Below are 20,454 nucleotides of genomic sequence, written 5' to 3'. Positions count from 1 at the left end.
TGTAGCTAACCGCTTGCAGCTGAATTAATTCAAATGCTCGACGCGGATACGGACCACCGGTCCAACCACGCCCTGGAGCGCTTCGAGTGCTCGGATGGCATCGTTGATATGCTGCTCGAGCACGCGGTGGGTCAGCAGGATCATCGGCACCTGGCCGTTCTGCTCCTCGACTTCCTTCTGCATGATCGACTCGATGTTGATCCCGCGCTCCGACAGGATACTCGCCACCTGGGCCAGCACGCCCGGATGATCCTGGGCCTGGATGCGCAGGTAGTAGGCGCTTTCGCAGGCTTCGATCGGCAGGATCGGGTGGGCCGACAGCGAGTCCGGCTGGAAGGCGAGGTGCGGTACGCGGTTTTCCGGGTCGCTGGTCATGGCGCGAACCACATCCACCAGGTCGGCGATTACCGAGGAAGCGGTCGGCTCCATGCCGGCACCGGCGCCGTAGAACAGGGTGGAGCCGGCGGCATCACCGTTGACCATCACCGCGTTCATCACGCCATTGACGTTGGCGATCAGGCGGTCGGCCGGGATCAGTGTCGGGTGCACACGCAATTCGATACCGGCCGGGGTGCTGCGCGCCACACCGAGGTGCTTGATGCGGTAGCCCAGGGCTTCGGCGTAGTTCACGTCGGCGGTGGTCAGTTTGGTGATGCCTTCGGTGTAGGCCTTGTCGAACTGCAGCGGGACACCAAAGGCGATGGACGCCAGGATGGTCAGCTTGTGGGCCGCATCGATGCCTTCCACGTCAAAGGTCGGGTCGGCTTCGGCATAACCCAGGGCCTGGGCTTCAGCCAGCACGTCTTCGAACGTGCGACCCTTTTCGCGCATTTCGGTAAGGATGAAGTTACCGGTGCCGTTGATGATGCCGGCGACCCAATTGATGCGGTTGGCGGACAGGCCTTCACGAATCGCCTTGATCACCGGGATGCCGCCGGCCACGGCGGCTTCGAACGCCACGATCACGCCCTTCTCACGGGCCTTGGCGAAGATTTCGTTACCGTGCACGGCGATCAGCGCCTTGTTGGCGGTGACCACGTGCTTGCCGTTCTCGATGGCCTTGAGCACCAGCTCGCGGGCTACGGTATAGCCGCCTACCAGCTCGATGACTATATCGATGTCAGGGTTGGTGGCCACGGCGAACACATCGTTGGTAATCGCAATACCGGTCGTTTCGAACTGAGGCTTCGGCGAACGCGTGGCGATCTGCGCCACTTCAATCTCACGCCCTGCACGGCGGGAAATTTCTTCAGCGTTACGCTGAAGTACGTTGAAGGTGCCGCCACCGACGGTCCCTAACCCACAGATGCCTACTTTGACCGGTTTCACTGAAGAACTCCCCATGAAACGGCCGACGCGAGGTCGGCCGTGGAACACAGCCGCACAACTGCGGCTCTCAATTAATGACCCGCCGACGGTTCGGCGGATCATGCTCGTCGAAGGCTCGACGATTAATGCTTACTTGGCACCCAGTGCCAGTTTGGCAACTTGTGGTGCCGGCTGGTAGCCCGGAATCACCTGGCCGTCGGCCAAGACGATGGCCGGTGTGCCGTTCACGCCGATGGACTGGCCCAGGGCGAACTGCTTGGAAACCGGATTGGCGCATTTGGCCGCCTTGATTTCCTTGCCATCGACCATCTTGTCCATGGCCGCTTTCTTGTCGGCCGAGCACCAGACCGCCTGCAACTGCTCATCACCCGGCGAACCCAGGCCCTGGCGCGGGAATGCGACGTAGCGCACTTCCACACCCAGCTTGTTCAAGGCAGGCACTTCGGCGTGCAGCTTGTGGCAATACGGGCAGGTGGTGTCGGTGAACACGGTGATGTGGGTCTTGGTCTCACCGATGGCCGGGTACACCACGGTTTCAGCCACGGGAATACCGTTGATCAGCTTGGACACGCCGAGGCGTTCGGCTTTCTCGGTCAGGTTGACCGGCTTGCCGTCCTTGAGCTGGAACAGGTAGCCCTGAACGATGTACTGGCCATCGGCACTGGCGTACAGCACGCGGCTGCCCTTGAGCTTGACTTCGTACAGACCGGCCATGGGGCTGGCACTGATGCTTTCGATGGGGGTATCGAGTTGCAGGTTGACCAGGCTCTTGCGAATGGCCTGCTCAGCCGCATCGTCGGCGACGGCAAAGGTGGAAACCAACGCAATGGCTGCGGCGGCAATAATCTGGGTCAAGCGCATGGTAACTCCTGAAGGCAGATGCAGGGACGGGTGCAGCTACGCCGATTGGAAACCGGGGGTGTGGACCGTCGCCTTTGCGAACCGGCAAAGCCTACCACAGTTGGGCCGCAGGGCAGCCCGCAGCCGAACAAATTGGGATTTTTCAGCCGCGTGGATGGTGCTTGGCGTGCATCTCCTGCAAGCGCGCCCGTGCCACATGGGTGTAGATCTGGGTGGTGGACAAGTCGCTGTGGCCGAGCAGCATCTGTACCACACGCAGATCCGCGCCATGATTGAGCAAGTGGGTGGCGAACGCATGACGCAAGGTATGCGGCGACAGGGACTTGCCGATCCCGGCCACTTTGGCCTGGTGCTTGATCCGGTGCCAGAAGGTCTGGCGGGTCATCTGCTCGCCGCGCAGGCTGGGGAACAGCACATCACTGGGACGGCCACCGAGCAGCTCGTGACGCGCATCGCGCAGGTAACGCTCGACCCACACAATCGCCTCCTCCCCCATCGGTACCAGGCGCTCCTTGCTGCCCTTGCCCATCACCCGCAACACGCCCTGGCGCAGGTTGACCTGCTCCAGGGTCAGGCTGATCAGCTCGGTGACCCGCAGCCCGCAAGCGTAGAGCACTTCCAGCATGGCGCGATCACGCTGGCCGATGGCCTCACTGAGATCCGGCGCGGCCAACAGAGCCTCCACGTCAGTTTCCGACAAAGATTTAGGAAGAGGCCTACCTAATTGCGGCATATCGACTTGTAGAGTTGGATCGATTGCGATGAGTTTTTCACGCAACAGATAGCGATAAAAGCCACGCACACCGGAGAGAAATCTCGCGGTGGAACGCGGCTTGTAATGTTGCTCGAGGCGCCAGGCCAAGTGATCGAGGATCAGCTCGCGCCCGGCATTGATCAGCTCCAGGTTTTTCTCCTGCAACCAACCGTTGAACAGGGCCAGGTCGCTGCGGTAAGCCTGGCGAGTGTTGTCCGAGAGGCCTTTTTCCAACCAAAGGGCGTCAAGGAAGCGGTCGATCAGCGGGTGGTCAATGGCGGGCATGGTTACTCAAGCGACGCGGCAAGGGGCTTGGCGCCATTTTATTTAGTGAACTGTGGCAAGGGCCACTAGTCTTTCATAGCCCGCTACTTCTAGGAACAGGAAGCTTTAATGAACGAACAACAGATCTTGTTGGCTTTCGGCGGTATCGGTGTGGCCGCGCTCGGCTGCCAATGGCTGGCCTGGCGCCTGAAATTGCCGGCGATTCTGTTTCTGTTATTGAGCGGAATTCTGGCGGGGCCGGTACTTGGCTGGCTCGACCCGCAGGAAATGTTCGGCCCGTTGCTGATGCCATTGGTGTCGCTGGCCGTCGCATTGATCCTGTTTGAGGGCAGCCTGACGCTGCATCTGTCGGAATGGAAGGAAATCGGCAGCGTGGTGCACCGACTGGTGACCCTTGGTGCGCTGACGACCTGGGCGGTGATCACCCTGGCAACCCACTGGCTGCTGGGTTTCGACTGGATGCTGGCGCTGCTGTTCGGCACCTTGACGCTGGTGACAGGCCCGACCGTCATCGTGCCCATGTTGCGCGTGGTACGCCCCAAGGCGTCCATCGCCAACATCCTGCGCTGGGAAGGCATTGTTATCGACCCTATCGGCGCGCTGCTGGCCGTGGTGGTCTACAGCTTTATCATCGCCAGCGCCTCGGGCGATGGACTGAGTCACAGCCTGCTGACCTTTGGCGGCGTCATCCTGTGCGGCAGTCTGTTCGGGATTGCCGGGGGCTGGGTGCTGGGCCTGGTCATGCGCCGCCAGTGGTTGCCGGAATACCTGCATAACCTGGCCACCCTGGCGGCGGTGCTGGGGGTGTTCATCGCCTCCAATCAGGTGATGCATGAGTCGGGCCTGCTGGCGGTGACGCTGATGGGCATGTGGATGGCCAACATGAAGGGCGTGGACGTGCGTCACATCCTGCACTTCAAGGAGAACCTCAGTGTTCTGTTGATTTCCGGCTTGTTTATCCTGCTGGCAGCGCGCCTGGACCTGAACGCACTGATCGCCCTGGGGCCGTTCGTACTGATTCTGCTGCTGATCATTCAGTTCATTGCGCGCCCGCTGAACGTTGCGGTGTCGACCGTCGGCTCGAAACTGAACTGGCGCGAACGCGCACTGCTGGCCTGGATCGCCCCGCGCGGGATTGTGGCCGCGGCGGTGTCGGCCATTTTTGCGATTCGCCTGGATGAGGCCGGCCACGAAGGTGCGTTGTTGCTGGTGCCGCTGACGTTTGCGGTGATCATCGGCACGGTGGTGCTGCAAAGCGCGACTGCGCGTCCTCTGGCGCGCTTGCTGAAAGTAGCCGAGCCCGCGCCAAGCGGCTTTCTGATCGTCGGCGCGAACGGCCCGGCACGCATTCTCGGCAAAGCCCTGCAACAGCTGGGCAGCCGCGTGCTGCTGACCGATTCGAGCTGGGAGAACATTCGCGCCAGCCGTATGGAAGGGCTGCCGACCTACTTCGGCAACCCGGCCTCACAGCATGCCGAGTCCCATCTGGACCTGGTCGGTCTCGGGCATTTGCTCGCGCTGTCACCTTCCGGCGAATTGAACACCCTGGCCACCATGCGCTTTCGTCACGACTTCGGGCATCGCCTGTTCGCCTTGGCCAACAGCCAGGAAAGCCGTCGCACCGACAAGCACCGGGCCAGCGGCGAGCATCGTGGGCACTTGCTGGGCAGCCAGCCGCTGAGCTACACCAAGCTCGCCAGCCTGCTGGGGCAAGGCGCCGAGCTGTATACCACCCACCTGACCGAAGGGTTTGGCTGGAGCGACTATCAGGCACTGCATGGGGAGCGGGCGACACTGCTGTTTGCCCGCGATAACAGCGGCTGGGTGCATGTGGTCACGCCGCAGAGCGATATGAAACCGCTGGCGGGATGGACATTACTGGCAGTCATTCAGCCTGGTCAGGCCTAGGGGCGCACCGCTTAAATCGCAGGCACAAAAAAGCAGCCCGTAGGCTGCTTTTTTCTGCATCGGGAAGCTGGACTTAAGCCAGTTTTTCCTTGATGCGAGCTGCTTTACCGGACAGGTCACGCAGGTAGTACAGCTTGGCTTTGCGTACGTCACCGCGACGTTTCACAGCCATGCTGTCGATTTGCGGGCTGTAGGTCTGGAAAGTACGCTCTACGCCAACACCGTTGGAGATTTTACGAACAGTGAAAGCACTGTTCACACCACGGTTACGCTTGGCGATTACCACGCCTTCGAACGCTTGCAGACGCGAACGGTCGCCTTCCTTCACTTTCACCTGAACGACAATGGTGTCGCCCGGGGCAAAGGTAGGGATCTCTTTGGTCATCTGCTCTGCTTCGAGTGCAAGGATGATTTTGTTAGTCATGCTGTGCTCCTAAGGTAAGTCAATGGACCTACCATCGATACGTTGTTAACTATCGTCCCGCGCGAGGATGTATTCCTCGAGCAGCTTCTTCTCTTCTCCAGAAAGCGAGCGGCTTTCCAGAAGATCGGCGCGTCGTTCATAGGTCCGACCAAGGGACTGCTGTAAACGCCAACGCCGGATGTGTGCGTGATTGCCACTTAGCAATACGTCGGGAACACGCTGATCCGCATACACCTCCGGACGGGTGTAGTGCGGGCAATCCAGCAAACCATCCGTGAAGGAATCTTCCTCCGCAGAGTCCGCATGCCCTAAAGCTCCAGGCAGCAGTCGTGTAACCGCATCTATCAGGACCATCGCCGGCAGCTCGCCGCCAGACAGGACATAGTCCCCAATCGACCACTCTTCATCGACATGAGCGTCAATAAAACGCTCGTCAATGCCTTCATAGCGACCGGCAATCAGGATCAGTGCCTCCTCATTCGCCAGTTCGCTTACCGCAGCCTGTTTCAGCTGACGGCCTTGAGGGGACAGGTAAATTACCTTCGCCTTCTCCCCGGCCGCTGCCTTGGCCTGGGCCAACGCGTCTTCCAGGGGCTTGATCTTCATCACCATGCCCGGGCCACCGCCAAATGGGCGATCGTCCACAGTGTGATGTCGATCCGTCGTGTAGTCTCGCGGGTTCCAACAGGTAAGCTGCAACAGCCCCTGTTTCACCGCCCGACTGGTGATGCCGTACTCGCTGATGGCGGAGAACATCTCGGGAAACAAACTGATCACTTCAATGCGCAAATTAGCCACGCCTAGAAGTCCGCATCCCATTCCACCTTCATCTCGCCCGCTGCCAGGTCGACGGCCAACACGCACTGCCCGGTATAGGGCAACAGGCGTTCGCGATCATCCAGGCTGCCAGCGCAAGGCTTGACCACCATTACATCGTTGGCGCCGGTTTCCAGAAGATGATCGATTTTCCCGAGCAGTTGCCCGAGTTGATCAATAACCTTCAAACCTTCCAGCTGGTACCAGTAGTACTCGCCGTCGGTCAATTCAGGGAACAGGTTGCGCGGCACGCAGATCTCATAACCAGCCAGAAGCCGAGCTTCTTCACGATCATCAAGACCCTTGAGCTTTGCGACCAGGAACTTGTCGCTCCCGCGTCCACTGACCAGCTCGACCTGTTTCACGCTGCCTTCGCGCTTGAGCGTCCAGGTTTTGTACTGCAACAGGTTTTCAGTCGGATCAGTAAAGGAATACACCTTCACTTCGCCGCGAACGCCATGAACAGAGTAAATCTTGCCGATAACGATCAAATCATCAGCAACAACTGGCGTCGCGTTCATATTGCTCAGGCTGCGGCCTTAGCCGAGTCTTTCAACAGCTTGGCAACGCGCTCGGATGGCTGTGCACCCACGCTCAGCCAGTAGGCTACGCGCTCTTGGTTCACGGACAGACGAACTTCCTGACCGCGAGCGATCGGGTTGAAGAAACCAACTTGTTCCTTGTGAGAGCCGTCACGTGGGTTGCGGCTGTCAGTTACGGTCAAGTGGTAAAACGGGCGCTTTTTGGAGCCGCCAAGGGCAAGACGGATTGTTAGCATGTGAACATCGTTCCTGTAGTCGGTGCTGCAAATCTAAATGCACAGCGGGCATAGGTGCCCGAAAGGCCGCATATTCTAAGGAATATCCGGACTTTTGCAAATGTCTTTTTCCGGCGCCTACCAGCGTGCCATTCAGATCTGCTATAGAGCCGTCGGTTAAAACGGCAGGTCAGCGCCCGCCAATGGCGGGTTTGCTGGAGATCCCGCATCCCTGCGGGTCGGAGCGCAAGCAGGGCTTGCGCTCGAATTCTTTACATCTTGGGCATGCCGCCGCCGGGCAACATACCGCCCATGCCGCGCATCATTTTGGCCATACCGCCCTTGGCGGAGAACTTCTTCATCATCTTCTGCATCTGCTTGTGCTGCTTGATCAAGCGACCGATGTCCTGCACCTGGGTGCCGGAACCCATGGCGATCCGGCGTTTGCGCGAACCGCTGATCAGCTCAGGGTCGCGGCGCTCGGCCGGGGTCATGGAGTTGATGATGGCTTCCATCTGCTTGAACTGCTTCTCTGCCGCGCCCTGGGCGTTGCCCATTTGCGCCAGGTTCACGCCGCCGATGTTCGGCAACTTGTCCATCAGGCCGCCGAGGCCACCCATGTTCTTCATTTGTTGCAACTGATCGCGGAAGTCTTCGAGGTCGAAGCCCTTACCCTTCTTCAGCTTCTTGGCCAGTTTGTCGGCCTTGTCCTTGTCGAGCGTGGCTTCGGCCTGCTCGATCAGGCTGAGCACGTCGCCCATGCCGAGGATGCGCGAGGCGATACGCTCGGGGTGGAACGGCTCGAGCGCTTCGCTCTTCTCGCCCATGCCGATGAACTTGATCGGCTTGCCGGTGATTGCACGTACCGACAGCGCGGCACCGCCACGGGCGTCGCCGTCGACCTTGGTGAGGATCACGCCGGTCAGCGGTAGTGCGTCACCGAAGGCCTTGGCGGTGTTGGCCGCATCCTGGCCGGTCATGGCGTCAACTACGAACAGCGTTTCGACCGGGTTGATCGCGGCATGCAGCGCCTTGATCTCGCCCATCATCTCTTCATCGATGTGCAGGCGACCGGCGGTATCGACGATGACCACGTCGATGAATTTCAGCTTGGCTTCTTTAATGGCCGCGTTGGCAATGTCGACCGGCTTCTGGCTCAGGTCCGACGGGAAGAAGGTCACGCCCACTTCGCCCGCGAGCATTTCCAACTGTTTGATGGCCGCCGGACGATAAACGTCGGCCGACACCACCATCACGGACTTCTTCTTGCGCTCTTTAAGGAAGCGCGCCAGCTTGCCGGCGGTGGTGGTCTTGCCCGCACCTTGCAGGCCGGCCATCAGCACAACGGCCGGAGGCACGGCGCTGAGGTTCAGGTCTTCGTTGGCCGCGCCCATCAGGCTTTCGAGTTCGGCCTGGACGATTTTCACGAACGCCTGGCCCGGCGTCAGGCTGCGCGACACTTCGGTGCCGACCGCGCGTTCCTTGACCGAGTTGACGAAGTCCTTCACCACCGGCAAGGCCACGTCGGCTTCCAGCAACGCCATGCGCACTTCACGCAGGGTGTCTTTAATATTGTCCTCGGTCAGCTTGGCCTTGCCGGTTACATGGCGCAGCGTCTGCGAGAGACGGTCAGTCAGGTTTTCAAACATGCGCGATCCTTTCAGGCCCTATTCAACGAAATGCATTGGTAGACCGAGGTAATGGCGGCCCAGGCTGTGGTAAATCGCTATTAAACATAGCGCTCGGCAAGCCTGCGGCGTGGGCAGGTCGCGGATTATAGCGAAGACTGCGCCCATGCACACCCGCTGTCTGGCGGGGGAGTCTTTCGTGCGGCGCGGGTGTGTGCCAAACTCAGCGCCTTTCGGGCTTGTCTATCAGGATTTATGCTCCCCTTGTCACCCAGTTTGCTACCCAGCCTCGCCGCCGCCATCTTGTATGCCGCTGCGACCCTCTATCAGGGCACTCGTCTGGCCCAAGGCGCCAAAGCGGACAAACGTCTGCTGACAGGCCTTGGCGTCCTCGCCCTGCTGGCTCATGCCGCCAGTCTGTTTACGCACCTGATGACCCCGATCGGCCTGGGCCTGGATTTTTTCAGCGCCGCCAGCCTGATCGCCGCCGCCGTGATCGCACTGACACTGCTGGCGTGCTATCGGATTCCGGTCGAGAACCTGCTCGCGCTGCTGTTCCCGCTGGGCATGCTCACGGTGCTGCTGGCGCAATTCGCGCCCACCGGCACCGTACAGGTGATCGATGAAGAGCCGGGCATTCTCGCGCATATCCTGTTGTCGATCCTTGCCTACGGCATGTTCACCATTGCGGTGTTCCAATCGCTGCTGGTACTGCTGCAAGACCACCAGCTCAAGCACAAGCACCCGTCCGGGCTGATCAAGAACTTCCCGCCGCTGCAAACCATGGAAAGCCTGCTGTTCGGGTTCCTGTGGGCCGGCTGGACCTTGTTGTCGCTGTCGCTGATTTCCGGCTGGCTGTTCGTCGAGAACCTGTTCGCCCAGCATCTGGTGCACAAGACCTTGCTGGCCTGCCTGGCCTGGATCGTGTTCAGCGTGTTGCTGTGGGGCCGCAACCGCCTCGGCTGGCGCGGGCACAAGGCCATCCGCTGGACCCTGGCCGGGTTCTGCCTGCTGATGCTGGCCTATTTCGGCAGCAAGCTGGTTCGCGAATACATCCTGCATATCTGACGAGCGGCGATCATGGACAACTTGCCCCTTGGGCCGATGCTCGCCGTAATTGCCCTGCTGGTTTTATGGGCGGCGCTGTTTACCGCCATCGAGGCCGCACAACAACACCTGCTGGCCCTGCGCCCGGGCACACGCCAGGGTGACAAGGCTGCCGCACGCCTGAGCTTTCCGCGCCACAGCCTGATCCTGTGCAACAGCCTGTGCCGCGCAGCGGTGGTCATTCTCTGCACACTGCTGGCGATCCATGCCTGGGCACAGAACGGGCCATGGCTCGGCGGGCTGATCGCCTGCGCAGTGCTGCTGATCCTCGCCGATTACCTGCCCCGCGCCCTGGCTACCCGCTATCCGCACGCCATACTGGGTTTCGGCAATGCGCTGCTGGGGGTGCCGCTGAAAATCCTTTATCCCGTTGCCTGGCTGCTCAATGCCATCAGCCTGATGTTGCTGCGCCCGTTCTCGCGCAAGACCGGCGTGGTGAGAAACAGCGACGAGCCTTCGTCCGACCCTAACGACGAACCGCAACATGATGCCGATGAAGAGCCTATGCCCGGCATGCCTGGCATCCATGCTCTGGACAACATCACCGTCAATGACATCCTGGTGCCACGCAGCGAAGTGGACGGCATCAACCTGGATGACGCGATCGAGGACATCATCGAGCAACTGCGCACTTCCCAGCGCACGCGGTTGCCGGTGTTCCACAGCGACATCAACCAGGTTGAAGCGGTGCTCAACACACGGCAGATCCGGCACCTGCTGGCCGACGCCAGCCTGACCAAGGAAGCGCTGCTGGCCGCCTGCCACGAACCCTACTTCGTGCCGGAAAGCACGCCGTTGCAGCTGCAACTGCTCAATTTCCACAAGCAGCAGCGCCGCCTGGGCATGGTGGTGGACGAGTACGGCGAAGTGCTGGGCATCGTTACCCTGGAAGACATCCTGGAAGAAATCGTCGGCGAATTCGAAAGCGACCAGACTGTGGATAACCCGCACATCGAAGCCCAGCCGGACGGCCGCTATATCATCGACGGCGCGGCTTCGATCCGTGAACTGAACAAAAGCCTGGGGTGGCACCTGCCCAGCGACGGCCCCAAGACCCTCAACGGCCTGGTGACCGAAGCGCTGGAGACTATCCCGGACTGCGCGGTATGCCTGAAAATTGGCCGTTATCGCCTGGAAATCCTCGAGACCGAGGACAACCGGGTAAGCAAGGTACTGATCTGGCATACCAGCCATGTGCCCGTCGCCGCCTGACGTTCTGATAAACCACAATCCAATGTGGGAGGGGGCTTGCCCCCGATAACAGAATGCCAGTCACTGCATCAGGTGGCTGATACACCGCTATCGGGGGCAAGCCCCCCTCCCACACTGGATCGGTGTTACTCCAACCACTTGTTGTAATTCCACACCCCTTCCTATAATCCCTGCGGCTTACCCAAGCCCCGCCCGACCGCGTGCTACCCGCACTCAGCGCGTCCAGGCAGCGCTTTACCCTGTCTGACCGGTGTTTGCTCCCATCCCGAGCCGCTCCGAGCACACCCCTGATCCATGGGTGTACGACCAATAATAATCCGCGTCCAAACGCGCAATGACCGTCAGGGATTACCGCCATGAGCACCACCTATAACGAGGCGGCAACCGCTGCCCCGACCAACTCGACGGCTCGCGTGGCGACCGCGAGCATCGTCGGCACCGCCATCGAGTTCTACGACTTTTATATCTACGCCACGGCTGCCGCGCTGGTGATCGGCCCGGTGTTCTTCCCGCAGACGTCCGGCACCGCGCAGATGCTGGCGTCGTTCCTGACCTTCGGCATCGCGTTTATTGCCCGCCCGCTGGGCTCGGCGCTGTTCGGCCACTTTGGCGACCGTATCGGACGCAAGTCGACGCTGGTGGCCTCGCTGCTGCTGATGGGCGTGTGTACCACCCTGATCGGTTTGCTGCCCGGCTACGACAGCATTGGCGCCTGGGCACCGATCCTGCTGTGTGTATTGCGCTTCGGCCAGGGCTTGGGCCTGGGCGGGGAATGGGGCGGCGCGGCCTTGCTGGCGACCGAGAACGCGCCCAAAGGCAAACGCGCCTGGTTCGGCATGTTCCCGCAACTGGGCCCGTCGATTGGCTTTTTGGCGGCCAATGGTTTGTTCCTGATTTTGGCCATGAGCCTGAACGACGAGCAGTTCCGCAGCTGGGGCTGGCGCATTCCGTTCATCCTCAGCGCGGCGCTGGTGATGGTGGGCCTGTACGCACGGCTCAAGCTGCACGAGACGCCCGTTTTCGCCAATGCCGTGGCCCATGAAAAACCGGTGAAGGTGCCGTTGGTGGAGCTGTTCAGCCAGCATTGGCTGCCGGTATTGCTGGGCGCCGCGTCGATGGTGGTGTGCTATGCGCTGTTCTACATCACCACGGCGTTTTCCCTGAGTTACGGGGTGTCGACCCTCGGCTACAGTCGTGAAACCTTCCTCGGCCTGTTGTGTTTCGCGGTGCTGTTCATGGGCCTGGCGACGCCATTGGCGGCGCTGGCCAGCGACCGCTACGGGCGCAAGCCGGTGCTGATTGTCGGCGCGATCCTGGCGATTCTGTCGGGTTTTACCATGGAGCCGCTGCTGACCCACGGTTCGACCTGGGCCGTGGCGCTGTTCCTGGCGCTGGAGCTGTTCCTGATGGGCGTAACCTTCGCGCCGATGGGTGCGCTGCTGCCGGAACTGTTCCCGACCCGCGTGCGTTATACCGGCGCTTCGGCGGCATATAACCTGGGGGGAATCGTGGGCGCGTCGGCGGCACCGTTTTTCGCGACCAAGCTGGTGGCGATGGGCGGACTGAGTTACGTCGGGGGGTATGTGTCGGCGGCAGCGTTGCTGAGTTTGATTGCGGTGCTGTGTTTGAAAGAGACGCGGGATAATGATTTGAACAAGGTCGCCTGATAGACCGCTATCGGGGGCAAGCCCCCTCCCACACTTGAATGCGTTCACACATCAACATGTGGGAGGGGGCTTGCCCCCGATGCTTTTAAAGCTCGACCACAACGGCTTGGGAAGCCCGGGTCGCCTTGGCCCGAGCCGCTGCAATCGACTCATCCCGCGCCAGCGCTACGCCCATGCGACGCTGGCCATTGACTTCAGGCTTGCCAAACAGACGCAACGCCGTATCCGGCTCGCTCAACGCGGCGCCCAGGTTGGCGAATGCGGTCTGGGTCGACTGCCCTTCCACCAGAATCACCGCCGAAGCCGAAGGCCCGAACTGGCGGATCAACGGAATCGGCAAGCCGAGGATGGCGCGGGCGTGCAGGGCAAACTGCGACAGGTCCTGGGAAATCAGGGTCACCAGGCCGGTGTCATGGGGGCGCGGCGAGACTTCGCTGAACCACACCTGATCGCCCTTGATGAACAGTTCCACGCCAAACAGACCACGACCGCCCAAGGCTTCGGTCACCGCCTTGGCAACCCGCTCGGACTCGGCCAGGGCAACCGGGCTCATGGCCTGGGGCTGCCAGGATTCCTGGTAGTCGCCCTTCTCCTGACGATGGCCGACCGGCGCGCAGAACGTAGTGCCGCCGATATGGCGCACGGTCAGCAGGGTGATTTCGTAGTCGAAGTCGATAAAGCCTTCGATGATCACCCGGCCCTTGCCGGCCCGCCCGCCTTCCTGCGCGTAGTCCCAGGCTTTCTGCACATCGTCAGCGCTGCGCAACAGGCTCTGGCCCTTGCCCGACGAACTCATCACCGGCTTGACCACACACGGGAAACCCAGGTCCTGCACGGCCTTGCTGTAGTCTTCGAAGGTATCGGCGAAGTGGTACGGCGAGGTCGGCAGGTCCAGCTCTTCGGCGGCCAGGCGACGGATGCCTTCACGGTTCATGGTCAGCGAGGTGGCGCGCGCGGTCGGGATCACGGTGAATCCCTCGGCTTCCAGCTCGACCAGGGTCGCCGTGGCGATCGCTTCGATTTCCGGCACGATGAAGTGCGGCTTCTCCGCCTCGATGACGGCGCGCAGGGCGGCGCCGTCGAGCATGTTGATCACGTGGCTGCGGTGCGCCACCTGCATGGCGGGCGCGTTGGCGTAGCGATCCACGGCAATCACTTCAACGCCCAGGCGCTGCAGCTCGATTACCACTTCCTTGCCCAGCTCACCGCAGCCACACAGCAAAACGCGGGTCGCGGTTGGCGACAATGGAGTTCCGATTCGGGTCATCTCAGGTCCTCAGGGGAGCGGATCATGGGGGAGAAAGGCCGGCATTTTACATGAACTGTAAAAATTGGCCTCAGTTGGCGACGGCGCGCCGGCGGATGCGCCAGACCATTACCAGCCACACCACGGTGACCCCGGCGAATTTCGACACCAGCGCCGTGCCCGCCACCGCCGGCGTCAGCGCACCGATCAGGCCGAAGAAAATAAAGGTATCCAGGGGAATGCTCAGCGCCGAACTGATCCACAGGCGATCGTGCAGCGGGCGCCGGGTGATGCTGAACACCAGCCAGTCGATGCATTCGGACACCGCGAACGCCGTGGCGCTGGCCAGGGCGATGGACGGATCGGAAGTGATATACGACAGCACCAGCGCCGCCAGCATGGCGATGATCGCACCGTGGCCGAAGCGGGTTTGCACCATGTCGCGCAGGATGAAGACCAGGCCACCCCAGGCGGACCAGATCACGTCCAGGTGCGGGGCGGTGGAGAAGGCGAAGTTGATCAGCACGACGCTGCTGATATAGGCGATCAGGAAGAGCATGGGGATGGGCCTGTGGGTGATGCCGCACAGAGTACACAATTACAGGGAGGCCGTCTGGAAGGGCCTCATCGGGGGCAAGCCGCCTCCCACACTTGACTGTGTTCACAGATCAAAAAGGTGGGAGGGGGCTTGCCCCCGATGGCGGTCTATCAGGCGCCGGATTTGCCAGAAGCCATAAACACTAAACCACTGGCCACCGCCCGCTCATGACACAACCCCAACACCACCCGGCGTTCGGCGTTGTCCATGCGACTCCAACGCGTAATCTCGTCAACCGTACGCTGACAACCGGTGCAGATATCGTCCTCGTCCAACGCGCAAATGCTCACGCAAGGCGAGGCCACAGGCCGTTCAACTGCACTCATTGCTCCTGCTCAACCAGATCACGCGCATACCGCTGCGAATTATGCACATAGTGCGCGGCGCTGGCTTCGAGCATACGTTTCTGCGCCTCGGTCAGCTCACGTACCACCTTGCCCGGCGAACCCATCACCAGCGAGCCATCGGGAATTTCCTTGCCTTCGCCGATCAGCGAGTTTGCGCCGATGATGCAGTGCTTGCCAATTCTGGCGCCATTGAGAACCACCGCGTTGATGCCGATCAGGCTGTAGTCGTCGACAGTGCAGCCGTGCAGCATGGCGTTATGGCCGATGGTCACGCCGGTGCCGAGAGTCAGCGGGTAGCCCATGTCGGTGTGCATCACGCTGCCGTCCTGCACATTGCTGTTCCTGCCGATCAGGATCAGTTCGTTGTCGCCACGCAATACCGCGTTGAACCAGACGTTGGCGCCCTCCTCCAGCTTGACCTTGCCCACCAGCGTGGCATTGGGTGCTACCCAGCTTTGTGGATGAGTCTCGACGCGGGCATCGCCCAGGCGGTATTTCATGGTTGTCCCTCACGGCTTGCCATTCAAAGGCTGGCTTAGATATTGATGAAGCTCTTGGGTGGCTGGTGCAGGCTGATCTTGGCGTCGTCATAGAGCAGGTTGATCAGCTCGACGATCATGATTGCCGTCAGGCCCCAGATCTTGTATTCGCCGAACCTGTAGCTTGGCACATACCAACTGCGGCCCTGATAGTCGATGCGGTGGGTGTGCTCGCGGGGGTCCTGGCGAAAGAACTCCAGGGGGACGCTGAAGACAGCTGCAATTTCGGCGTCGTTGGCCAGGTACTCGACATAGTCGGGGATCACGCCCACGTAGGGCGTTACACGGATGCCGTGCAGGGAGATCAGCGGGCTCAAGGGGCCAATGACCTCGACCAGCCCCGGCGGCAGGCCGATTTCTTCTTCGGCTTCGCGCAGGGCTGTAAAGATCAGGTCCGGGTCTTCGGGGTCACGGCGCCCGCCGGGAAAGGCCACTTCGCCGCCATGGGTCGACAGGCCACTGGCGCGCAGGGTCAGGATCAGCTCGGGTTCGTCGCTGCGGGTAATCGGTACCAGCACCGCGGCCTCGGGGAAACGCCCGTCAGTCTCCAGGGTGTGGGGGGTGTGATTGCTTACCCGGCGAAGTAGCTCGTCCAGCATGAGTCATCTCGATCTGTTGGCTACCTTGCATCATGCACCAAAGCGCACGGGCGCCCAACCCCAAAACCGCCGGTGTGTCGCTAAACGACAACTTGCAGGGCCCTGCCTGCCAAGCCAAGATAGGCCCACTTTCCAGGAACCCCAGCATGAACTTCTGCAGCCAGTGCGGTAAAACGGTCACCCAACGCATTCCCGAAGGCGACGCACGCCTGCGCTATGTGTGCGACCACTGCTCGACCATTCACTATCAGAACCCCAATATCGTCGCCGGTACCGTGCCGGTCTGGGAAGACAAAGTGCTGCTGTGCCGCCGCGCCATCGAGCCACGCCTGGGGTACTGGACCCTGCCCGCCGGTTTTATGGAAAACGGCGAAACCGTGGAACAGGCCGCCATGCGCGAAACCCTGGAAGAAGCCTGCGCCCGCGTGCGCAACCTGCGCCTCTATACCCTGATCAATGTGCCGCACATCAACCAGGTGCATATTTTCTATCGCGCCGAGCTGGCCGACCTGGACTTCGCCGCAGGCCAGGAAAGCCTGGAAGTGAAGCTGTTCGCACACGCCGATATCCCTTGGTCCGAGCTGGCTTTCCGCACGGTCGGGCGTACCTTAGAATGCTTCTTCGCTGACCGTGCGCAACAGCTGTTCCCGGTGCGCAGCGAGTCCGTGCCTCCCCTGTCCAAGCCCGCCCAATAACAAGCCGGCCAATCGTCGCCAAAGGGAAATCGTTTCAATGCGTTGGTTGCTTGCTCTGATCTGTGTGTTGTTCGCTGCCCTGTCCTCGGCCTCCACGGTGGAAACCCTCGGCGGCAAACCTGTCGAAAAAGTTTTGGTGCTCAAATCCGCCCATCAGTTGCAACTGATCAACGACGGCAAGCCCCTCAAGACCTATCGCATATCCCTGGGTAAAAACCCGAAAGGCCACAAACTGATCGAGGGCGACCGTCGCACGCCTGAAGGCTTCTACTGGATCGACTGGCGCAAGACCAGCGAGCGCTTCAACCTGGCCATGCACATCTCCTACCCCAATATCAGCGACGCCGCCCGCGCGCGCCGCGAAGGGGTTAAACCGGGCAGCATGATCATGATCCACGGCACGCCCGACACCGAAGACTACCCGGAGCAGTGGTTCCACACCCTGGACTGGACCGACGGCTGCATCGGCATGCGCAATGTGGACATGCGCGAAGTCTGGAGCCTGGTCAAGGACGGCACCCTGATCGAGATTCGGCCCTGATCGGCGACCGCTCGTAAAATAATTCGAAAATATTTCCTGCCCTCAAGCAGCGCCTGCCGGTGAATACCAGTTCACCGCGCAGGCTGTGCGTTTGTGCGCGCAATAAAGACCTCTCTAATACCACTTGATACCAGGCACCGTTAAGGAGCCCTGAAACCGGGGCGCGCACCGTTTTGGTAGCATTGACATGGTATTTAAGTGGTATTAATTTCCGGCCATTACCGGGCGACAACATTCCAATAACGCATCGGAAACCTGACAGATGAACCCCATCCTGGCCTTGCGCCCCGACGACAAGCAATCCACGCCGCTGTACCTGCAACTGGCCCGCAACCTTGAAGCGGCGATCCATGCCGGCCAGTGGAAATCCGAGCAGGCCCTGCCCTCGGAACGCGCCCTCAGCGAGCAGTTGGGCATCTCGCGGGTGACCGCCCGCAAAGCGCTGGAGGTGTTGCTTGCCCAGGGCCTGATCCGCCGCAGCCAGGGCTCCGGCACCTTTATCACGCCGCGCCTGGAACAACCGTTGTCGCGCCTGTCGGGGTTCAGCGAAATGTTGCGGCTCAAAGGCTTTGTACCCACTTCCCAATGGCTGGAACGCGATATCACCCCGCCAACCCACGAAGAGCTGATCCGCCTGTGCCTGTCGCCTACCGACAAAGTGGCGCGCCTCAAGCGTCTGCGCAAAGCCGATGACACGGTGATGGCGATTGAAATGACCGCCATGCCCGCCTCGGTACTGCCACAGCCGCAAGCCATCGGCAATTCGCTGTACGAATACCTGGAAGGCATCGGCAAGCCCATCGTGCGCGCCCTGCAGCATATCCAGGCGATCAATGCCTCGGACGAGTTCGCCAAGCTGGTGGGCATCGCCCCCGGCACCGCCATGCTGCTGATGACCCGCGTGGGCTACACCGCCGACAACACGCCGATTGAAATCACCGACACCTACTGCCGCAACGACTACTACGACTTTGTCGCAGAGCTGCGCCGTCATGACTATTCCGCCGAATTGCGAATCTAGAGAACTGCCCATGTCAGAAGACAATATCCTCACGCCCAGCGGCTGGATGCGCGGCCGCCTGGTGCACGAGCACGGCAAGGTGGTCGCCATTGAAGGCACGCCGTGCGACCCGGCCGACAACGACCTGCCCTACCTGCTGCCGGGCTTTATCGACCTGCATGTGCACGGCGGCGGCGGTGCGGACATCATGGAAGGTGCGCACGCTTTCGAGACCATTACCCGTACCCACGTGCGGTTTGGGACCACCTCGCTACTGGCCACCACCATGACGGCGCCGGTGGAAGAAATCACCAGCGTCCTCGGTGAACTCGGCAGGTTTTGCGAACAACGTCCGACGGGCAGCGCCCGGGTATTGGGTGTGCACCTGGAAGGCCCTTACATCAATCCGGGCAAACTCGGCGCCCAACCCAACTTCGCCCACACCGCGTTGATGGCGGAAGTCGAAGCCTACCTGCGCCTGGCGCCGATCCGGGTGATTACCATCGCCCCGGAAATCGCCGGCCACGATGCATTGATCCGCGCCCTCAGCGAACGCGGCGTGCGCATGCAGATCGGCCATACCCTGGGCAGCTATGAAGAAGGCGTCGCCGCCCTCGCCGCCGGCGCTACCAGCTTCACGCATTTGTACAACGCCATGAGCCCGCTGCATCACCGCGAGCCGGGCATCGTCGGCGCCGCGCTGGCCCATGCCCAATACGCCGAGTTGATCCCGGACTTGCTTCATGTGCATCCCGGTGCCATGCGCGTGGCACTGCGCTCGATCCCGTGCCTGTATTGCGTCACCGACTCCACCGCCGCCGCCGGCATGCCCGATGGCGAATACAAGCTGGGCAGCCACACCGTGACCAAATGCCTGGGCGGTGTACGCCTGGCCGACGGCACCCTGGCCGGCAGCACCCTGACCATGGACCAGGCGCTGCGCAACCTGGTGAAAATCGGCCTGCCTGTCAGCGAAGCCTCACAACGCTTGTCGCAATTTCCCGCGGACTACCTGGGCCTGGAAGCGCGCGGCCGCCTGCAACCCGGCAGCTTCGCCGACTGCGTGCGCCTGGACCGCTCCCTGACACTCACCGACGTAATGGTCGAAGGAGAAACCATTGACTTCAAAAATGCTTGAAGAGGCCCTGGCCTCCTGCGACGCCGTCGCCGCACAACTGCAACGCCTGGACCCGCTGCTGACGGAAGTCGCCGGTCGCCTGCGCCGCCAGCCGCCGCAAGTGGCGATGACCATCGCCCGCGGCAGCTCGGACCATGCCGCCAGCTACTTCGCCTACCTGGCCATGCAGCATGTGGGCATTCCGGTGGCGTCATTGCCGATGTCGGTGGTGACCCTGTTGCAGGCGCCAATGAAAGTCAGCGGCCAGGTGGCGTTCGGGTTCTCCCAGTCGGGGCAGAGCCCGGACTTGGTCAACAGCCTGCGCCTGTTGCGCAAACGCGGGGCCTTGAGCATTTCGTTGGTGAATGCCGAAGACTCGCCGCTGGAAGCCGCGTGTGAATTCCATGTGCCGCTGTGCGCCGGGCCGGAACTCAGCGTGGCCGCGACCAAGAGTTTTATCGCCACCCTCAGCGCCAGCGCGCAGTTGATCGGCCACTGGAACCAGGAAACCGACCTGCTGCAAGCCTGCCAGGCCCTGCCCGATGGCCTGCGCGACGCCGCCAGACAGGATTGGCGCCTGGCCGTCGACGCCCTCAAAGGCAGCCAGCGCTTGATGGTGATCGGCCGTGGCGCCGGTTTCGCCGTCGCCCAGGAAGCCGCGCTCAAGCTCAAGGAAACTTCGGCGATCCAGGCCGAAGCTTTCAGCAGCGCCGAGGTGCGCCATGGGCCGATGGCGCTGATCGACGAGAACTACCCCCTGCTGGTGTTCGCCCCACGGGGCGCCGAGCAGGCCGGGCTGTTGAGCCTGGCCGCCGATATGCGTCAACGCGGTGCCCGGGTGCTGCTGGCCGCGCCGGACGATATCGCCGAACGCGACCTGACCCTGAGCCGCGCCGAACACCCGAGCCTGGACCCGATCCTGGCGATCCAGAGTTTCTACGTGATGGCCGCCGGCCTGGCTGAGGCCCGGGGCATGGACCCGGACCAGCCGCGCCACCTGAGCAAAGTCACCCGCACCCACTAA

22 protein-coding genes are annotated in these 20,454 nt (G+C 61.5%); 9 read left to right on the top strand and 13 right to left on the bottom strand.

Annotated elements, in window-relative coordinates; all coding sequences use genetic code 11:
• Window positions 1–24 precede the first annotated feature (24 nt).
• From PspCFBP13528_RS21690 to xerD, 3 genes are all read right to left on the bottom strand, one after another.
• Entirely contained in the window at window positions 25–1,329 is a 1,305-nt protein-coding gene (locus PspCFBP13528_RS21690; protein WP_065951303.1) for a homoserine dehydrogenase, read from the bottom strand.
• A 129-nt stretch (window positions 1,330–1,458) separates the two neighbouring features.
• The gene (locus PspCFBP13528_RS21685; RefSeq protein ID WP_057723916.1) at window positions 1,459–2,190 is read right to left on the bottom strand and encodes a thioredoxin fold domain-containing protein; all 732 of its coding nucleotides are present in this window, start codon (window positions 2,188–2,190) and stop codon (window positions 1,459–1,461) included.
• A gap of 142 nt (window positions 2,191–2,332) precedes the next feature.
• Complete coding sequence (gene xerD / locus PspCFBP13528_RS21680; RefSeq protein WP_065951302.1) at window positions 2,333–3,229, bottom strand: site-specific tyrosine recombinase XerD; 897 nt, start codon at window positions 3,227–3,229, stop codon at window positions 2,333–2,335.
• Between the two features lie 108 nt (window positions 3,230–3,337).
• Here xerD and PspCFBP13528_RS21675 point away from each other — a divergent pair, with 108 nt between their 5' ends.
• Window positions 3,338–5,137 carry a sodium:proton antiporter gene (locus PspCFBP13528_RS21675; protein ID WP_065951301.1) on the top strand — a complete coding sequence of 600 codons (1,800 nt, stop codon included), beginning with the start codon at window positions 3,338–3,340 and terminating at the stop codon, window positions 5,135–5,137.
• A 73-nt stretch (window positions 5,138–5,210) separates the two neighbouring features.
• Here PspCFBP13528_RS21675 and rplS read toward each other — a convergent pair whose 3' ends face one another.
• From rplS to ffh, 5 genes are all read right to left on the bottom strand, one after another.
• Complete coding sequence (rplS, locus tag PspCFBP13528_RS21670; RefSeq protein WP_003175895.1) at window positions 5,211–5,561, bottom strand: 50S ribosomal protein L19; 351 nt, start codon at window positions 5,559–5,561, stop codon at window positions 5,211–5,213.
• 45 nt (window positions 5,562–5,606) lie between these two features.
• Entirely contained in the window at window positions 5,607–6,380 is a 774-nt protein-coding gene (gene trmD / locus PspCFBP13528_RS21665) for a tRNA (guanosine(37)-N1)-methyltransferase TrmD (RefSeq protein WP_178084452.1), read from the bottom strand.
• Window positions 6,362–6,898 carry a ribosome maturation factor RimM gene (gene rimM / locus PspCFBP13528_RS21660; RefSeq protein WP_137201471.1) on the bottom strand — a complete coding sequence of 179 codons (537 nt, stop codon included), beginning with the start codon at window positions 6,896–6,898 and terminating at the stop codon, window positions 6,362–6,364. The genes trmD and rimM overlap by 19 nt, the downstream gene beginning before the upstream one ends.
• Window positions 6,899–6,903: 5 nt before the next feature.
• A complete protein-coding gene (gene rpsP, locus PspCFBP13528_RS21655; protein ID WP_003238923.1) occupies window positions 6,904–7,155 on the bottom strand; it encodes a 30S ribosomal protein S16 in 252 nt (83 codons plus the stop codon).
• Between the two features lie 251 nt (window positions 7,156–7,406).
• On the bottom strand, window positions 7,407–8,783 hold the full coding sequence (ffh, locus tag PspCFBP13528_RS21650; RefSeq protein WP_003193965.1) for a signal recognition particle protein: 1,377 nt from the start codon (window positions 8,781–8,783) through the stop codon (window positions 7,407–7,409).
• A 243-nt stretch (window positions 8,784–9,026) separates the two neighbouring features.
• Between ffh and ccsA the strand changes: the two genes are divergently transcribed.
• From ccsA to PspCFBP13528_RS21635, 3 genes are all read left to right on the top strand, one after another.
• Window positions 9,027–9,830, top strand: a complete 804-nt coding sequence (ccsA, locus tag PspCFBP13528_RS21645; protein ID WP_178084451.1) for a cytochrome c biogenesis protein CcsA — start codon at window positions 9,027–9,029, stop codon at window positions 9,828–9,830.
• 12 nt (window positions 9,831–9,842) lie between these two features.
• Entirely contained in the window at window positions 9,843–11,081 is a 1,239-nt protein-coding gene (locus PspCFBP13528_RS21640) for a transporter associated domain-containing protein (protein ID WP_137201469.1), read from the top strand.
• Between the two features lie 356 nt (window positions 11,082–11,437).
• Window positions 11,438–12,748, top strand: coding sequence for an MFS transporter (locus PspCFBP13528_RS21635; RefSeq protein ID WP_065951297.1), 1,311 nt, complete (start codon window positions 11,438–11,440; stop codon window positions 12,746–12,748).
• An 85-nt stretch (window positions 12,749–12,833) separates the two neighbouring features.
• Here PspCFBP13528_RS21635 and purT read toward each other — a convergent pair whose 3' ends face one another.
• The 5 genes from purT to PspCFBP13528_RS21610 all read right to left on the bottom strand — a co-directional run bounded on the left by purT (window position 12,834) and on the right by PspCFBP13528_RS21610 (window position 16,077).
• Window positions 12,834–14,015, bottom strand: coding sequence for a formate-dependent phosphoribosylglycinamide formyltransferase (gene purT, locus PspCFBP13528_RS21630; RefSeq protein WP_065951296.1), 1,182 nt, complete (start codon window positions 14,013–14,015; stop codon window positions 12,834–12,836).
• A gap of 70 nt (window positions 14,016–14,085) precedes the next feature.
• Complete coding sequence (locus PspCFBP13528_RS21625; RefSeq protein WP_101219724.1) at window positions 14,086–14,553, bottom strand: VUT family protein; 468 nt, start codon at window positions 14,551–14,553, stop codon at window positions 14,086–14,088.
• A gap of 149 nt (window positions 14,554–14,702) precedes the next feature.
• Complete coding sequence (locus PspCFBP13528_RS21620) at window positions 14,703–14,918, bottom strand: DUF1289 domain-containing protein (RefSeq protein WP_137201468.1); 216 nt, start codon at window positions 14,916–14,918, stop codon at window positions 14,703–14,705.
• Window positions 14,915–15,439 carry a gamma carbonic anhydrase family protein gene (locus tag PspCFBP13528_RS21615; protein WP_065951294.1) on the bottom strand — a complete coding sequence of 175 codons (525 nt, stop codon included), beginning with the start codon at window positions 15,437–15,439 and terminating at the stop codon, window positions 14,915–14,917. Before PspCFBP13528_RS21615 ends, PspCFBP13528_RS21620 begins: the two co-directional genes overlap by 4 nt.
• 35 nt (window positions 15,440–15,474) lie before the next feature.
• On the bottom strand, window positions 15,475–16,077 hold the full coding sequence (locus tag PspCFBP13528_RS21610) for a CoA pyrophosphatase (RefSeq protein WP_017736785.1): 603 nt from the start codon (window positions 16,075–16,077) through the stop codon (window positions 15,475–15,477).
• Window positions 16,078–16,223: 146 nt separating this feature from the next.
• On the opposite strand from PspCFBP13528_RS21610, the gene PspCFBP13528_RS21605 reads away from it, so the two are divergent.
• The 5 genes from PspCFBP13528_RS21605 to PspCFBP13528_RS21585 all read left to right on the top strand — a co-directional run bounded on the left by PspCFBP13528_RS21605 (window position 16,224) and on the right by PspCFBP13528_RS21585 (window position 20,454).
• Window positions 16,224–16,772, top strand: coding sequence for an NUDIX hydrolase (locus tag PspCFBP13528_RS21605; protein ID WP_137201467.1), 549 nt, complete (start codon window positions 16,224–16,226; stop codon window positions 16,770–16,772).
• Between the two features lie 37 nt (window positions 16,773–16,809).
• The gene (locus PspCFBP13528_RS21600; RefSeq protein ID WP_101219722.1) at window positions 16,810–17,313 is read left to right on the top strand and encodes a L,D-transpeptidase family protein; all 504 of its coding nucleotides are present in this window, start codon (window positions 16,810–16,812) and stop codon (window positions 17,311–17,313) included.
• 262 nt (window positions 17,314–17,575) lie between these two features.
• Window positions 17,576–18,334: a GntR family transcriptional regulator gene (locus PspCFBP13528_RS21595; RefSeq protein ID WP_137201466.1), complete on the top strand. Its 759-nt coding sequence runs from the start codon at window positions 17,576–17,578 to the stop codon at window positions 18,332–18,334.
• Between the two features lie 10 nt (window positions 18,335–18,344).
• Window positions 18,345–19,451 (top strand): N-acetylglucosamine-6-phosphate deacetylase, encoded by a 1,107-nt coding sequence (gene nagA, locus PspCFBP13528_RS21590; protein WP_137201465.1) that lies wholly within the window; start codon window positions 18,345–18,347, stop codon window positions 19,449–19,451.
• Window positions 19,432–20,454, top strand: a complete 1,023-nt coding sequence (locus PspCFBP13528_RS21585; protein ID WP_137201464.1) for an SIS domain-containing protein — start codon at window positions 19,432–19,434, stop codon at window positions 20,452–20,454. The genes nagA and PspCFBP13528_RS21585 overlap by 20 nt, the downstream gene beginning before the upstream one ends.

The sequence above is a fragment of the Pseudomonas sp. CFBP13528 genome (assembly GCF_005233615.1).
Classification (GTDB): Bacteria; Pseudomonadota; Gammaproteobacteria; order Pseudomonadales; family Pseudomonadaceae; genus Aquipseudomonas; species Aquipseudomonas fluorescens_AM.
Note: the sequence above shows the minus strand (reverse complement) of the source record. Positions and strands in the feature narration are given on the sequence as shown.